12 protein-coding genes and 1 pseudogene are annotated in these 15,858 nt (G+C 35.9%); 3 read left to right on the plus strand and 10 right to left on the minus strand.

The window, feature by feature from the left end; genetic code table 11:
• Window positions 1-26: 26 nt before the first annotated feature.
• The 5 genes from H131_RS15495 to H131_RS15515 all read right to left on the minus strand — a co-directional run bounded on the left by H131_RS15495 (window position 27) and on the right by H131_RS15515 (window position 7,199).
• On the minus strand, window positions 27-1,139 hold the full coding sequence (locus H131_RS15495; protein WP_010860096.1) for a response regulator: 1,113 nt from the start codon (window positions 1,137-1,139) through the stop codon (window positions 27-29).
• Entirely contained in the window at window positions 1,139-4,195 is a 3,057-nt protein-coding gene (locus tag H131_RS15500; RefSeq protein WP_036130539.1) for a hybrid sensor histidine kinase/response regulator, read from the minus strand. Before H131_RS15500 ends, H131_RS15495 begins: the two co-directional genes overlap by 1 nt.
• A 275-nt stretch (window positions 4,196-4,470) precedes the next feature.
• Window positions 4,471-4,878, minus strand: coding sequence for an S-layer homology domain-containing protein (locus H131_RS25490; RefSeq protein WP_230491860.1), 408 nt, complete (start codon window positions 4,876-4,878; stop codon window positions 4,471-4,473).
• Window positions 4,879-4,892: 14 nt separating this feature from the next.
• Window positions 4,893-5,168: a hypothetical protein gene (locus H131_RS25495; protein WP_036130545.1), complete on the minus strand. Its 276-nt coding sequence runs from the start codon at window positions 5,166-5,168 to the stop codon at window positions 4,893-4,895.
• A gap of 222 nt (window positions 5,169-5,390) precedes the next feature.
• On the minus strand, window positions 5,391-7,199 hold the full coding sequence (locus H131_RS15515; RefSeq protein WP_036130547.1) for a methyl-accepting chemotaxis protein: 1,809 nt from the start codon (window positions 7,197-7,199) through the stop codon (window positions 5,391-5,393).
• A gap of 805 nt (window positions 7,200-8,004) precedes the next feature.
• On the opposite strand from H131_RS15515, the gene H131_RS23870 reads away from it, so the two are divergent.
• Window positions 8,005-8,151: a YrzI family small protein gene (locus H131_RS23870; RefSeq protein ID WP_010860099.1), complete on the plus strand. Its 147-nt coding sequence runs from the start codon at window positions 8,005-8,007 to the stop codon at window positions 8,149-8,151.
• A gap of 528 nt (window positions 8,152-8,679) precedes the next feature.
• On the opposite strand, the gene H131_RS15520 is transcribed toward H131_RS23870, so the two are convergent.
• Both H131_RS15520 and H131_RS15525 read right to left on the minus strand, forming a co-directional pair.
• A complete protein-coding gene (locus H131_RS15520) occupies window positions 8,680-10,272 on the minus strand; it encodes a HEAT repeat domain-containing protein (protein WP_036130549.1) in 1,593 nt (530 codons plus the stop codon).
• 675 nt (window positions 10,273-10,947) lie between these two features.
• Window positions 10,948-11,364 (minus strand): group I intron-associated PD-(D/E)XK endonuclease, encoded by a 417-nt coding sequence (locus tag H131_RS15525; RefSeq protein ID WP_010860100.1) that lies wholly within the window; start codon window positions 11,362-11,364, stop codon window positions 10,948-10,950.
• 419 nt (window positions 11,365-11,783) lie between these two features.
• Between H131_RS15525 and H131_RS15530 the strand changes: the two are divergent.
• A pseudogene (locus H131_RS15530) lies at window positions 11,784-12,507 on the plus strand (SDR family oxidoreductase).
• Between the two features lie 103 nt (window positions 12,508-12,610).
• The gene (locus tag H131_RS15535; RefSeq protein ID WP_036130551.1) at window positions 12,611-13,273 is read left to right on the plus strand and encodes a hypothetical protein; all 663 of its coding nucleotides are present in this window, start codon (window positions 12,611-12,613) and stop codon (window positions 13,271-13,273) included.
• 79 nt (window positions 13,274-13,352) lie between these two features.
• Here H131_RS15535 and H131_RS15540 read toward each other — a convergent pair whose 3' ends face one another.
• The 3 genes from H131_RS15540 to H131_RS15545 all read right to left on the minus strand — a co-directional run bounded on the left by H131_RS15540 (window position 13,353) and on the right by H131_RS15545 (window position 15,858).
• The gene (locus H131_RS15540; RefSeq protein WP_010860101.1) at window positions 13,353-14,045 is read right to left on the minus strand and encodes a YqjF family protein; all 693 of its coding nucleotides are present in this window, start codon (window positions 14,043-14,045) and stop codon (window positions 13,353-13,355) included.
• Between the two features lie 69 nt (window positions 14,046-14,114).
• Window positions 14,115-14,273 carry a DUF2639 domain-containing protein gene (locus H131_RS23875; RefSeq protein WP_010860102.1) on the minus strand — a complete coding sequence of 53 codons (159 nt, stop codon included), beginning with the start codon at window positions 14,271-14,273 and terminating at the stop codon, window positions 14,115-14,117.
• Between the two features lie 121 nt (window positions 14,274-14,394).
• The gene (locus tag H131_RS15545) at window positions 14,395-15,858 is read right to left on the minus strand and encodes a protein adenylyltransferase SelO (RefSeq protein ID WP_010860103.1); all 1,464 of its coding nucleotides are present in this window, start codon (window positions 15,856-15,858) and stop codon (window positions 14,395-14,397) included.

A 15,858-nucleotide genomic window follows, 5' to 3' on the forward strand; every position in this document is an offset into this window, starting at 1 on the left:
ATGAAAGCAGTGATTAGCGTAACTTTCTATACGCGTATCATGTATTCTGCATAAATACTCTTGATATTATCTGGCACTGGCACGCCTAACTCTTCCTGTAACTTTTGCTGGATCATATCAAAACATTGTGTACAATCTTGTTTTTTATTTTTCTCGATTAAAAATTGCAAGAGCAAAAACATGTATTGCTCATTAAATTCATCGAGCTCTAGCATTTTTTGTAGGCAATTTAGTTTTAGTAATGGATTAATTTCATTCGTATGGGCGATATACATTTCTAATAAATGTAATACGCTGTGTTTTAAGCGAAGTTGTATTTGAATCGCCCAATGATATTCTTCCTCCGCTAAAAAATCATCTTCATAGCAATTTAATAATTGTTGCATTGCTTGTTCATCATAATGCTCTCTTTCTAACAACTGTACTAGTTTCTCATAATCACTATCAATTTCGATATTTAATTGATAGTGATTATTTACTAATAGAATCGGATTTTCACTACCATTTTGCTTCAAAATTTTGCGTAATTGATAGATGGATGTATGTAAATTAGCCCCAGCTTTCTCTAGCTCTGCTTCTGGCCATAATTCTTCCATAATTACAGTATTTAATAGCGGCTTATTCCGATTAAACCATAAATATAAAAACAATTCCTTTACTTTTCTTGTACGCCATTTCACAATTTGCTGTTGGACATCTAATAGACGAAAGCTACCAAAAGTATGTGCGTACATATGTAATTCTTTTTTTTTAGATTGCATTTCTTGCCGTAGACTAAATACTTGCTGTGCTTTTGTCACTGCCTTCAATAAACGGTTTTCTCGAACTGGCTTTAATAAATAATCTGTTGCTTCTACGTCAAAAGCATCTACAGCAAACTTCGCATGGGCTGTCACAAAAATAATTTGCATACTTGGATATTTAACTAGTAACTTTTTGGCAACTTGCAACCCATGAACGTCAATCATCTCCATATCTAAAAAAACGACATCTACTCGTTCTTTTTCAAAAAGAGCAAATGCATCCCTTACATTTGTATACGTACCTTTAATGCAAAACGTAAATTGTGTAAGCTTTTCTAGCATAATTCTTAACACATCTATTGCCATTTTTTCATCATCAATTATGACTATATTCACTATGCATCACCTTCTGGTAATAGAATAATAACAGTAGTTCCTTTACCTTCTTCACTATATATACGCAAACTGGCATTTCTAATAAGCTTAAATTTTTTCAACGGATTCGTAAATCCAATACGTGAGTTTTCTTCATTTACTAATCGTTGCAACTTTTCTTCTGAGATACCGACCCCATTATCATAAATTTTAATACGTATAAATTGACCTTCTCGTTGCACACTCACCTCAATAGTACCACCTTCTTTTTTCTTCGAAATCCCGTGAAAAACTGCATTTTCAACTATAGGCTGAATTGATAATGCTGGAATCAAAGATTGAATGGACTCATCAATATCATATGCAACTGTAAGACGATCACCAAAGCGCATTTTTTCAATATAGAGATATGCTTTTACAAGGTCTATTTCATCTTCTATAGAAACCATGCTGTTACGATAATGGACATTCAGCTTGGCACGGAAATAGGTTGCTAAACTGTATAACGCCTCTCGTGTATTTTCTATATCTGTATAGCTTAAGCCGATAATCGTATTAAGTGTATTGTAGACAAAATGAGGAGTTACTTGCGCATATAAATAATTCATTTCATCCTCAATCGCATCAATGGAAGATTGTCGAACTGCTAGTAATGATTGAATACGCACTAGTAATTCATCCATCGCAATCGGTTTTGGCAGATAATCATTTGCCCCAACCTGTAAAGATAACACTAAATCTGAATGCTGCATAATTGCTGTTAAAACAATAATCGGTAATTCCAACGTATCGTATTGTTTTCGTACTTGTTTGCATAATTCATAGCCTGACATACCATTCATCATTAAGTCGACTAACATGCAATCTACTTTATGTTTCTTTATATAACCCATCGCATCAAACCCATTATCTACCCCAATAACGGTATAGCCTTTTTGAATTAATGCGTCCACTAGTACTTTTATATTCACATGATCATCATCAACAACGAGTATGGTTTTGTCATTACCTTTATGCAATAAGGGTAAATCTAGCTGTAGTATAGTATTTTCTGCTCGATTGCCCATCTGTTGTTGTGTTTCAATATCTAGTTTTTCGAGTGTGGCAAGTGGCACCGTAAAAGTAAAAATTGTTCCAACACCTAATGTACTTGTTACATGAATTTCCCCATTTAACTGTTCTACTATATTTTTTGAGATACTTAATCCTAACCCAAGTCCCCCACTATTTTTACCTTTCTTTACTTGATAAAAGGAATTAAAAATTCGATCTAAGTCTTGTGACGGTATACCAATTCCAGTATCGCTTACTTGTATTTCCATATAATCATTACGTACACTAGCTAAGACTGTAATTTGTCCATGTTTTGTATGTTGCAGAGCATTATAGAGTAAATTATAAAGCACTTGTTTCAATCGTAATTCATCTGTATACATATGGGGTAAATTAGAATCTACTACACTCATTAATCTTATGGATGTATCACTCGACATTAAACTACGAATTTCCTCAATTACTTCATTAATTACGCTTATCGGAACAACACGAGGGATAACACGAACTTCTCCGGTCATATGATTCGAAGAAATCAATAAATCCTCTACTAAATAACCTAAACGTTGTGCGACATTATGTATTAAAATGACATTTTCTTGTTGCTCACGCTTTAAAGGTCCTTGTACACCTTCCATTAACGATTTGGATATATTTAAAATACCATTTAAAGGCGTACGTAATTCATGAGACGTTTTCAATAAAAACTCATCCTTCATTTGATTATGCATCAATAGCTCTTCCGATAACGCTTGAACTTTCTTAAAAGATGTATTTGCTCGGAAACTAAGCAGAGATGCAAAACTATATAGTGTAAAAATAAACAATAATTGTTCACTATAAACCATAGGTATATCAAAAATGTAATACATTACTATTAAAAAAGTATAACAAGTAAGAGATACTAAAAGAATTAGAATATAACGTGAACCTTCTACACCTTTCATAAGCACACGTAATAGCACAAACACATTATAAAGCCCAACAGGAATAAAAATTACTGCAAAGATTATTTGTGAAAGAACTAGATTTTCTACTGGTATAATCATACTATTTTTTGTAATCGGGTTGTAAATCCCATAGATAAAAAAAAGGAAACCTAATAAAATACTAATAATATAAATTGCTTTTTTCCTCATAAACTCCGGATACAAATAATAGAGAAAAAATGCTAAACAAGCATCGACAAGTGGTAAAATCCCTAATTGCAAACGCAATTGTTCATTTATATTTAAATAAGGAAAAATAAGTAAAAATATTTTTTCATTAGTAAACGACATGTACAGTCCGAATAATATAGTGAATAACCCCAAAAACAATTCTTCTTTACGTTTCCGATTTTGACTATACGATATAATATAAATCGCACCGAATACAATATAACCAATACATACAAACGATTCTGCTAAAATTTTCATGCTAAAATCTCTTTGAATAGCTTCCTTTGTTCCAAACTCAATAGGAAAAGTTATACCAGATTTTGGATAATTATAATTTCCGACATGAATTACAATATCAAGCATTTGATTCTCACTTTTTGCAAACACCGTATATTTATCATCATTTTCGAACTTAAAGTCCTTTAAGGTTTCACTCGGATTCCCCATACTACCTACAACTTCTCCATTTATGAAAACACAGTTAGATTGGCGAATTGAACGAATGTATAATCCATATTCCCCTTCAATTGGTACATTTATCTTAACATGATATGTTCCTACAGTAAGTCCTTCCTCATTTGGTTCTACAAAACTATTCCAGGTAGACGGAACCCCAATTGGTATTTTCTTGCTCTCATACGCATCAAATGAATCACTTGACGATATTAAGATATTTGGATAGAACGACCATTCTCCATCCAATTTTAAAATAGTATTTTCTTGTAGTTCTTTTTCTTCAATTGTAACTATCCCATTCTGCGCAATCCGCTGACTACTACTAACAAAATAATCTCCATTGCCAACAAAAAATACGATAATAAATAGCATGATAATGGTCACAGTAATGCTAATATTTTTTTTCACTATCACGCCTCCCCTACTTGAACACAATTATGTATAACATCAAACTATCAGTTTGTTAGAATTAAATCCATTATGCAATATGACTTTCACCTGTATTTCTAATATCGGTCCCCTTACGCATCCTATCATAGGTCTGTTAAACAAATTCTGAACAAAACCATATTGTAAATGCATCGACTAGTATGGATTACTATCACTGATTTTAAGTTATTATTATCACTTTACTCTTTTTAAATATGCAAGCAGGCTAAGGAAATCCGTAGCCTGCTTGTTGTTTATTCAGATAACTGCTCTGCACTATCTTCATTTATATAATACGAATGATTTTTCGCTGCTTCTTCAATCTCTTTAAATGCCCAGTGCGTTGCTTTCACATCTGGGAAGCTTGGCGTTGTAACACCGTTTAATGGACCACGTTCGAACATACGGTTCATCATAACAACTGCCTGTGCACGTGTTAAATGTTGGTCTGGCGCGAAGCTTCCGTCTTCGCGGCCATTAATGATGTCTGCGTTGCGGTTTGCCTCGATGATCCATTGTGCCCAGTGTCCATCTATATCATTAAATGTAATGTCTACATTTTCTTGAATGTCCAGCTGTTTAAAGTTCGCTGCGACTGTTGCCATTTGTGCACGAGTGATGTTTTCACTTGCACGGAAATTGCCATTTGCATCCCCGTTCATAATGCCTGCTTCTTTCACAAATGCTCTGGGATGACAACCTTTTTTTCGCCATCTGAATGTTCAATGAACACTGCTAGACGCTCTAAAAATACTTTGCGCTCAGCTGGATCAGTTGAGATTGTCACACCTCTTAATGGTAGTGTTATAACGATTGGACGATTTGGCATGTTCGTTTCAATAGTCATTAGACGTGCTACTACGCGTACATCATTGCTTTGTAGTGTCTCACGTACGACATTTTCCACTCTTGCGCGCTCTTCAATCGCATTGCGCTCGCTCTCCTTTTTCACAGGTACTCTAAGCGGAAGTAGAAGTTGTCCTTGATTAAATATATTAAAGAATTTCTCGTAAAATAAAGGAACCCTGTAGCTTATCGCAAATTCTCCGATGTGCTACAGGGTTCTCTACGTATTATAATATAATATCTAAAATAACTTCCTTTCTCATCCTATGTACCATCACTTGTGGTACGGTTCACCGTAACTAGTCTAAGTGCGGTTTTAACTAGTAACCTACTTTACACGGAAACGGTCAACACTCTGTTTCAATTCATCCGCCAGCCCATAAAGCATAGCTGCAAAACTGGCTACCTCTTGCATGGCTGCAAGTTGTTCTTCTGATGAAGCGGCGATGTGAGCGGAGTCGGCTGAAGATGAATCTGCGATACCCTCCAGCACTGTTAGTGAAGCCGCAACTAACTCACTTCCTGATGACAGTTGTTCCGAAGCAGCAGATACTTCGTCAATCTGATCGGACACTTTCTGTATCGACTCCACGATCGAACTAAATGTTTGCCCTGCCTTATTCGCAATGTGTGTACCTGCCTGGGCTTCTGTCATTGATTTATCCAAAGAAACCACTGTTTTACTCGTGTGATCGCTGATGCCTTGGAGTATGTCAGTTATTTTCTCCGAAGAGATTTTGGACCGTTCAGCGAGTAAACGAATTTCTTGAGCCACAACGGCAAAACCTTTACCATGCTCACCTGCTCGCGATGCCTCAATCGATGCGTTAAGTGCAAGCAAATTGGTCTGATTAGCAATGCTACCTATTAATGTAACCATTTCACTAACTTGATCGCTTAATTTCTTCAGTCCATGGATTGCTTCGACCGATGTTTTCAAGTTTTGTTCAATTGTGCTCATTTGAGCAACTGTTGTTTCTATATCCTTCAATCCTGCATTTGCGCTATCTGCTGTAACCGAAGCCAATTCTGAGACGACGGAGGATGCATCTACGATTCTATGAATACCCATTCCCATTTCCTTCATTGATTGTTGACACTCATTAGTATGACGAAGTTGTTCATCGAGCCCAACAGCAATGTTTTGAATGGCACCTGTGATTTCTTGTGTAGCTGCTTCGGTCTGGGCAGCGCTTTCTTGCAATTGAGAAGAAGATACAGCAACTTCATTCGAAGAATTTTGTATGTTATGGGTCAATACCCGAAGTCCGCTAATCATCTGATTAAATGAACTTGCAGCCTTACCAATCTCATTATGGTTCAGTACAGGAATTTCAACGGTTAAATCGCCTTTCGAAGCATGTTCAGACACTTCAGCTAAACGTGCAAGCGGGCGCAACATTTTACGAAGAATGAATACAACCAACCCGATTAACATAAGTACAAAAAAAATACCAACCGTGATATTCGTCCATAGAATCCGTTGAAGTTCCTTTTTAACAATCCCGTAATCGAAATCGACACCGAACAACGCAACTGGTTTCCCGCTTCCGTCATTAATCGGCGCTAAATACGAGATGAAAGTTCCACCTTCATCAGTGTAAACATCAGTTAATGTGCTACCGTTTCTCATTGCATCTTCGTAACTTTTAAGAAATTCCGAATCTATTTCATATAACGTACCTAACTCTTCAGCATATTCAACTGGATCCCGTCCATATTCTGAGTTATATAAGTATTCTTTGTCATCCTTCTTGATAATGTCCGGTGTTAATAAATAGACATCCACTACCATATGATTGGAGTTCATAGAATTCAAAATATTGGGGAGTTCCTCGAATGGTTTTCCCTCCAATGGTTGATGCTCAAGAATTGTCTTCGTTGCTTCGGCAACAAGAGGTTCATTTTGTTGAGTTATGGATTTGAATACTTTTCCATATTCATCAAATTGGCGAAAATACGCCCCACGTTGATCGCGTATGGACAGGGAAATCATTAATCCGATTACGATAATTATGAGGGCGGAGAGAAATAACGAGCTCGTAAATACTAAACTTCTAGATTTTGCTTTTTTAGAGCGATTAGTTGTCCTCCTGGTATTTAATAATTTTTTTCTTCCAATCAAGGGAAAACCCATTTTCATTACACCTTCTATTTTAGCTTTTATCTATAATAATACACATAGTTGCGATTAGATTCCCACTTCACGCAAATATTGTAATCCTTTTTATTGTGGTTGAGGGCTTAATATTCATAGTAATACACTGTTTCAAATCAACCAGTTATACATAAATTATACAATTATAAAATATTTGGAGCAAAGTTTTTTTTACTTCTCCCTTTATCCCTCGTATGTTCATCAAAGTTAGCAGCAAAGGTTATTGAGCTATATTAGAAAATAATTTAAATTTTCTTTACTTGAATTTTCGCTGTCGGAAAGAGCCAGGGTTTTCTATGATTGTCCTTAAATTTAATAATTCTAAACCATTTCTGAAATCCCTGTCTTAATAATAATTATGTTTTTTGGCTTTAAGTCTTCTATATCTTCTATTTGCTACTCCGAAAAAATCAAGTAACTAACAATGTAAAGCAGCAAAGAGTTTTTCTAGTAATTAACACAATCAGGAAAACTTAGTAAAAGATGTTTACAAACAACTTAAAGATAGATATACTTACAAAGCAAACAAAAAATTCTTAAGGAGGTCGAATGAAATGATCGTTATCGTTAAATTGATGTCATTGGTAGTTACAACTTCAGTAAAAATGAAAATCACACATTCGACCAGATCGGAATGGATCGCTTAAGGTTTTTTTGTAATTAAGCATACCCATACCGCAGGGAGAAGTGTGCCCCTGCGGTATTTTTGTGCCTTTTTTCACCGTAGGGGAGTCTCTCTACGGTTTTTTTCATTTTTCATGGTAATTTAAGGAGGTGATAATAAATGATATTAAACATTTTTGCTCTCACGATAACTATTACAAAACGTGAGATCTCTCTTGAGAAAGCACTTCATAATGAAAATGCGAAAAAAATCTTTGAGGAGAACCGAAGAAAAGTAGAAAATTATATTCGTATTCGTCTATATTAATTTTGTTAATTAAAAAACATGAAAGGTGGGAATTGAAATGATTTATATGATCAAAAGACATCATGCAGTTTTATGGGTGGAGAAAGACACAGCCACCAGATGAAGTAATATAAAGTGACAATATAGCTATTTAATTTTATAATCTCAGTAAAGCTAACCCGTTCTAATCTAGGACGGGTTGCTTCAGGAGGTATTTTGCACTTTTTTAAGCGATATTTTACACATACAAAATGATGTAGTTTAAGAAAATGCGGAATTACAATGTTAGGGAAATTCTAATTCTAAAAAGCGTAATTCCTTAAAATTGAATTTGGCAATTTTTAGATTAATTCCATTATTCTGCCCCGTTAGCCATCCATGTAGCGCAAAAACAACGCCCGATTGTTGAAGATCATGATAATGATTCCTACCTTAGCTTGTTAAACTTACACTCCCCGTTAGAAAAAGTGAAATTCATAACAAACACTTCACAATAATTAGTTCTGGATACTTTAGGAAATAGAACTATTATAAAATTAATTAAGTTTATCATTGAAAACCTTTTATACAAAATTCAATTTCACTTACGTCGCTTTTTTCTAATTCACTACCATACTTTGATAATGTGTTCCTAATTGAAACAATTTGGTTCTTAGTTGGCAAATCAAAAGTACGATTAAAATTTACTATCCAATTAATAAAATTGGTTTTCCCTAATCTTGAGATTTCACTTTCTTCCTCATTCACATAAAACTCTATAATATAGATTATTGCATCCCATTTCGAAAGTGAACTTAGCAAAAGAGCAATATTATATTTTGTATGTTTGTAATTCGTCTCGGTATACAAACTATATAATTGTTCCTTGATATCCTTATAATAAACTGTCGATAATGACCTTCTTGCAACTTTAGATATTCCTTCATCTTTATGATCAAGCAATCCAACAAATTCTGCCTTATGATTTTCTCCATCTAATAATGATATTGCACGGATAGCAGCCTTAACTATTGAAACATTACTATCATCTAAGTATGGAATTATTAACTCTACATGATTTTTCTTACCTACTTCTCCTAATCCTAATAAAGCCCCCCGAACCAATTGATAAGACTTTAACATTCGTATGTAATAAGAGGCGAAGTCGGATTTATTTTGTTTACTTAATAGGAATCTTGCTATTGACCTAATCGTACCACTCTTATCTAATAGTGCATTTTCTAGTTCTTTGATGCTCTCATCTGGAAAGAAAGAGAAATATTTCTCTAATACTTTTGCCCGTATCATTGGAAATTTGTCCTTCTTTAAAGTTGGGTAATATAACTTAAATTCATCAACACTAATATCACTTATTAATTCATTAAACAGCAAGAGACGTGGATGAGGTTCTTTTTCTAGTTTTAGATATTTTAAAAGTAGTTCTTTATTATACATTTTTGAAGATATAATGACTCGATAACAGAAATATCTTATCTTACCAAAATTAGATTTAGTACCTTTATCTAAAAAGGGAAATGACTCCTTTTGAGATAAAATATGAACCACCTGTTCAAAAATTTTTCTGTTATCATTTCTATTTGTATTCTTTAACTTAAATACTAATGGAAGGTTATTTACAATATTATTTACATATGAGTGTTTTAAACGACGCTCAACATATTTTTTAGCCGTATCCCTTACCTCTGTAACCCAATCGTTACATCTTATAAGCAAATAGGACAATTCTTTACCTGAATCATGCTGATCTAATAAATGAAGTGCTTTTTCTCTAAAGTATCCGCTTGGATGAAAGCTACATAAACCTAGAATCATTAATCTCACTTCTTCAGTCATATCGGTTGTTAATAAATTCTCTGGAGATTCAGTTTTCCAATCATATGACCAATCCAATGAAGACCGCTCTCTAAACAAATTATCAAGCTTTGATAATTCAAGAATGTTTAATGATTGAACATAGTCATGAAGAACTTTTGCTGTTCTAACTTTCAATTCATTAGAACTGGTTAATAATAACTCAAAAATTGCAGGTATTCGTGATACTTCATATTTGCCAGTAACCTGTAACATTTCTTCTATATAATCTTTTGAATAGCTGTCAGCAGGATAATATGCTTGTTTCCTTTTAAAAAATCCCCAATTCAACTCAGTTTTTCCTCCTTTCTATGCCAAATAGACTTCTTTTAATATACTGCCCATTAATTTAAGTGTAAACCTATACAATCTCTTCACTCAGAACAATTTTCTTTAAACGCCTTGTTCAACAATATGGTCCGTTTGTTGAATAAATTAATTCACATTAATAAATGCATTTATTATTTTTCAAACGACTAATCAAACTTTAATACAAATAATCAAACTTTCATCGTGAAACTGCCCTTTCTAGGAACACTATTTAAATGATTAAAAAAGAATTGATTGATTAATAAAAATTAATGAAATATGGGTTGCCTTGAAGCTGCTCGGCTAATTGTATGCAAATAGTTACACTTAACCTTTTTGCGGCTTAGTTCAATAACAGTCACGAAACGATTTAGTAATACCTTTTTTGTGTAGAAAATGTGTAGAAACTTTTCTTTTTCTATCCTTTTCTAACGTATTCTCAAAAAAAGGAAAAGCGCCTCAAACCCTTGATGTTAAAGGATTTAAAGCGCTTTTCAGTTGGTTCAATCTTATTCTATCTGAACCTTGATACGTCCCAGGAGGGATTCGAACCCCCGACCGACGGCTTAGCTTACCACTATAGTTTTCACTACCTGCATCTGCAGTTTGCTGGTCTGGACTATAACTTCACCATTTCAGGTGCGACACGTTTAGTCTCTACGGAACCTCACGATAATCACTAGCGTATTTAATATGAGCTAGTTGATTATTCTTTGGTATCTCTACCCTCAAGTTTAATGATTTATTATGCAATTTCTTCGGGTTAAAATAATAGCATTCATCCGTATTTGGACAATAAACACAATATACGTCTATTTCATCCTTATTTACATCAGTTGAAACAATACCTTTTGTATTTGAATAAACTGAACGGAATCTAATTTCTAGAATTTCTTTAGAACTTACTTCCCTATATTTAACCTGCACTCTTTTAAAAACGCCATTCTTATAAATAACTAAATCAAAAGGTGCATGTTCAGTATGAGGTAGTAAAATCATATAACCCTTTGTATATAAATCGACTTGAGCCTTCAAGACTCCTAAATCTCCCTCAGTTTTCGTGTGATGATCCATAAGATATTCACTACTTTCGGAAAATCGTAAGTTTCCTCGGTATTACCATCAGCATTATCTGTTAAGGCTTCACCGATATGGTGTCGTCCACTTTATAGGTTCTCTTTCCCTATAAAGGCTCCTATTATACTTAAAGGCCGTTGCTCTATCCTGCTGAGCTACTGAGACATGGTTGTTTTCCGATAGAAAGAATCTATTTGAAAGACAATATTTATTATATGTGCTTTTTAACATAATGTCAACATGAATTTTACTTTGAAGGGAAGGATTACCTCGCTACTACTCTACATCTATTCATTATATGATTTCCTATCTCATATTATTCCATCTGCAAATAGTCATTTCCCGATAAAACAACTATTTTTTTGCTAAAATAACTAACAGCAAAAAATTGGAGGAATAACAATGCAGTTGTCGTTATTACTGGCGGTGCGCAGGGGATCGCTAGAAGCATAGCGCTTGCCTATGCAAAAGGTGGAGCGAGCGTTGTTGTGGCTGATATTAACTATGAGACTAGCCATCAATTCGAAAAAGAGTCACATACGCTTGGCTATCCTGCTTTATTTGTGCAAACGGATATTACGAAAGAACATAACATCGTTGCTTTGATGCAGAAAACGGTGGATCGTTTTGGGACCATTCATATCTTCATTAAGAATGCAGCCAATTTTCAACATGTCTCTCCTTATGATGTAACGATGGAGGCATGGAATGAGGTGATTCAAACGAATTTAACGAGTGTCTTTTTCTGATCGAGAGAGGCCGCAAAAATTATGCGTTCCAATGAACAAGGCGGTTCTATTGTGTCTATCGCCTCTACACGTGCTAACATGTCTGAACCTCACACGGAGGCCTATGCAGCAACAAAAGGTGGAATTGTGGCTTTAACACATGCCATGGCACGTTCATTTGGACCAGATCACATTACAGTCAATTGTATATCACCTGGTTGGACCTGAAACAAGCGATTATGCAAAACTGCGTGCGATTAATCATGAACAGCATCTAACAGGTCATGTTGGTACACCTGAGGATATCGCTCTACCTTGTCTTTATTTGACGAACCCAACAAATCGTTTTGTAACAGGTACTAACCTTACCGCCGATGGTGGCATGATAAAGAAAATGATCTATGAAGAATGACCAAAAATGCTCCTTTGATGGTTAAAGAATCGTTCCTTTCACACTTGGACGTATCACCGAGTATTCTACAGTAGAACGAAGAATTTAAAGGAGTGAATAAACTGTGTTCCCATACTCAAACGGATATTTTGTAAATCCTTTACAGGCTGCCTATACATCTCCAACAACGCAATATACAGCACCGATACGATACTTTTTAAATCAGCACAATGACTACCGTCGTTGCATCAGTACAGCCGAATCCGATTTTATGGCAATGAACCGACTGCTGTGGATGGAACATGTCAATTGGACGAGAATGACCATTATCAGCATTGTCTTTGGCTTGCCTGATTTACCCTTCGTGCAAGAACGACTCTTACGGAATGCGACTGACTTAGGAAATTGCCTCCGTCCGTTTTATGGCGACCAAATTGCAGATCGTTATGCTGCACTTATTAAAGAGCACCTTGTCCTTGCGGCACAGCTAGTAACTGCAGCGGTGAAAGGTGATACAGCAACGGCAGAAGTGAAAGAAAAAGAATGGTATCGTAATGCAGATGACATCGCTTCATTTTTAAGTCACATCAATCCGTACTTGAGTAAGGAAGATGTACAAAAAATGTTTTATACCCATTTAGCTTTAACGAAAAATGAAGCCGTTTCAATGATTCAGAAAAACTATCAAGCAGATGTACAAATTTTTGATGAGATAGAGGCTCAAGCACTCGCCATGTCAGATATGATTGCCAAAGCAATTGTCATGCGATTTTGTTATCGCTTTTAATTTAATGGCATTTTGAATGTCAAAATAAAGAAAATACCAGGTTCATCGACAATGAGTAATTGTTCGTGACCTGGTATTTTTACGTTTCCACTATAGGTGGAAAAATGCGAGCTGTTCTACTTTTAGCATAATGGGCAATTGGTTGATTGTCTTGTTTGCTATTGTTTATAAAAGGCGCCATTGTATTCGTTTCAATAAAAGCGTTAACTCGCTGTAAACGCCATGGCATATGACTAATATCGATGCGAATTAAATTCTTTTTCCCCCTCATCCATGAATGATAGCGCTCAACTAACCACGTTTCAAATGCATGGCTTTTTATCTCTCCAGCAATGGGCTCGAATGTAACATGAAACGATTCGTTCACTTTCGAGTTTCGGTAGTGACTAAAAAAAGAAAATGCATTATCTATCCTGCTAAAAGTTATTTCTGCATGGCGATAAGGCAAAAAATGACCTATTGAAGAAATTTGAGCAATAAATGCACTACTTACATCTGAGCTAAAGAAATAGATTCCTTTCCTCTCTCTATAAGTCACATACGTACGGACATTTATTTGTAGAAAGGAACTTATTCTAAGAAAAGGAGGCATAAATCGTAATCTATTTCCTTTTACTTTAAAGAGTACGATGCCAAGCCATGCTGTATCATCATAGAGGTCAAGGTGCAATTCTTTTGGAATATGCTGCTGTAATTCATGTGACTGTAACGGCCAATGCAGAAATACTACATCATGCCATTGTTGCGTTATTACCCATGGTTTCTTCGACATAATGCAACGCCTCCCTGTTGAATCTAATTATTTCCAATAGGGGAGCCGTTCAAACTTACTACGATTTAATTATTCCGTATCCACCTGCTCATTTTCCACATATCGGTAATATAAATTACGTAATTCTGATTCTTTAAAAAGCCCTAAATGCATGCGCAATTGCGGATGTAATTTAATTCCTTTTGCTCGTAATTGCTGGACAAACCAACCTTTTGAATATTTATGCACCTTTTACAATCTCCTTTTCTCTTATTCATACATAGCGTATGCGCAGGAATGATGTGAGGTGACCTTCTTACGCCCCATGAACAAATAAAAAAACGAAGGGAAGTCCCCTCGTTGTGAATGATTATGTGCCGCAAAAAGTTTGATACGGACAGTCTGTTGGTTCTGGCAATGTCGTGTATTTCTCCTGCTTGGCAGAATCTACAAATGGATTTGCAAGAACCACAAGTAATCGTTCCATTACACTATAGTCATCATGTTCAACAGCCGCTTCTAATGCCTCTTCGACTCGATGGTTGCGAGGAATTACCGCAGGATTATTGTCTCGCATTAACTGTTGACAAGTCGCTTTAGATTCCTCTTGTCTGTCGAGCCTTGCCAACCACTTGTTGTACCAGTTTTCAAATTCTTTAATACCAAACAAGACCGTGTCCTCCATTTTATCCAGGGTTAATGCACGAAATGTATTGGTATAGTCTGCCCGATGCTGTTGCATTAATCCAAGGAGTCCTTCAATAAGAGATTCATCCTGTTCCTCTTCGTTAAACATCCCTAGTTTCGCGCGCATTCCTGATAACCAATTCGTATAGTACAGCTGCGGATATTGTTGAATCGCTTCCTGCGCTAGATTAACAGCTTCTTCTGGATCCTCATGGATTAGGGGTAGTAGCGTTTCAGCAAATCGAGTTAAATTCCATCCGCCAATTTGTGGTTGATTACCGTATGCATATCGCCCTTGTCTATCAATAGAACTAAATACTGTTGCAGGGTCATAGGTATCCATGAAGGCGCATGGACCATAATCAATTGTTTCGCCACTAATGGTCATATTGTCTGTGTTCATGACCCCATGAATAAAGCCAACCAATTGCCACTTCGCAATGAGTGAAGCCTGACGCTTAATTACTTGCTGAAGCAGATATATATAGCGGTTTGGGACTCCGTTAAAATTGGGAAAATGACGCGCCAACGTAGTATCAGCTAAAATTCGCATCTCCTCTTCATTACCCCACTGTGCTACATATTGAAAGGTACCGACACGTAAATGACTGCTGGCAATACGTGTTAGAATGGCTCCAGGAAGTTCCTTTTCACGGATTATTGATTCACCAGTAGTCACCACGGCCAAACTACGAGAAGTAGGAATACCAAGTGCATGCATGGCTTCGCTGATGATATATTCTCGCAGCATCGGTCCCAGTGCTGCTCGGCCATCGCCACCTCGAGAATAGGGTGTTCTACCTGAACCTTTAAGTCCGATATCGAACCGATCCCCGCTAGGTGTTATTTGTTCACCTAGTAAAAGTGCTCTACCATCCCCCAACATATTAAAATGTCCAAATTGATGCCCCGCGTAAGCCTGTGCAAGTGGCAATGCACCATCCGGAACCTCATTACCAGCAAGCATCGCTATACCAGCTTCACTTTGCAACGAATCACTGTCCAACCCAAGGGCCTGTGCCACCGAATGATTAAGCACGACCAAATTCGGTGACTCCACAGGATTTAGACTGAGTGCAGTATAAAAAGTGTGCGGTAGACGAGCATAACTATTATCAAAATTCCAACCTATTTTGTTTTTTGTCAT

It is taken from the genome of Lysinibacillus sphaericus OT4b.31, from assembly GCF_000392615.1.
GTDB lineage: Bacteria > Bacillota > Bacilli > Bacillales_A > Planococcaceae > Lysinibacillus > Lysinibacillus sphaericus_B.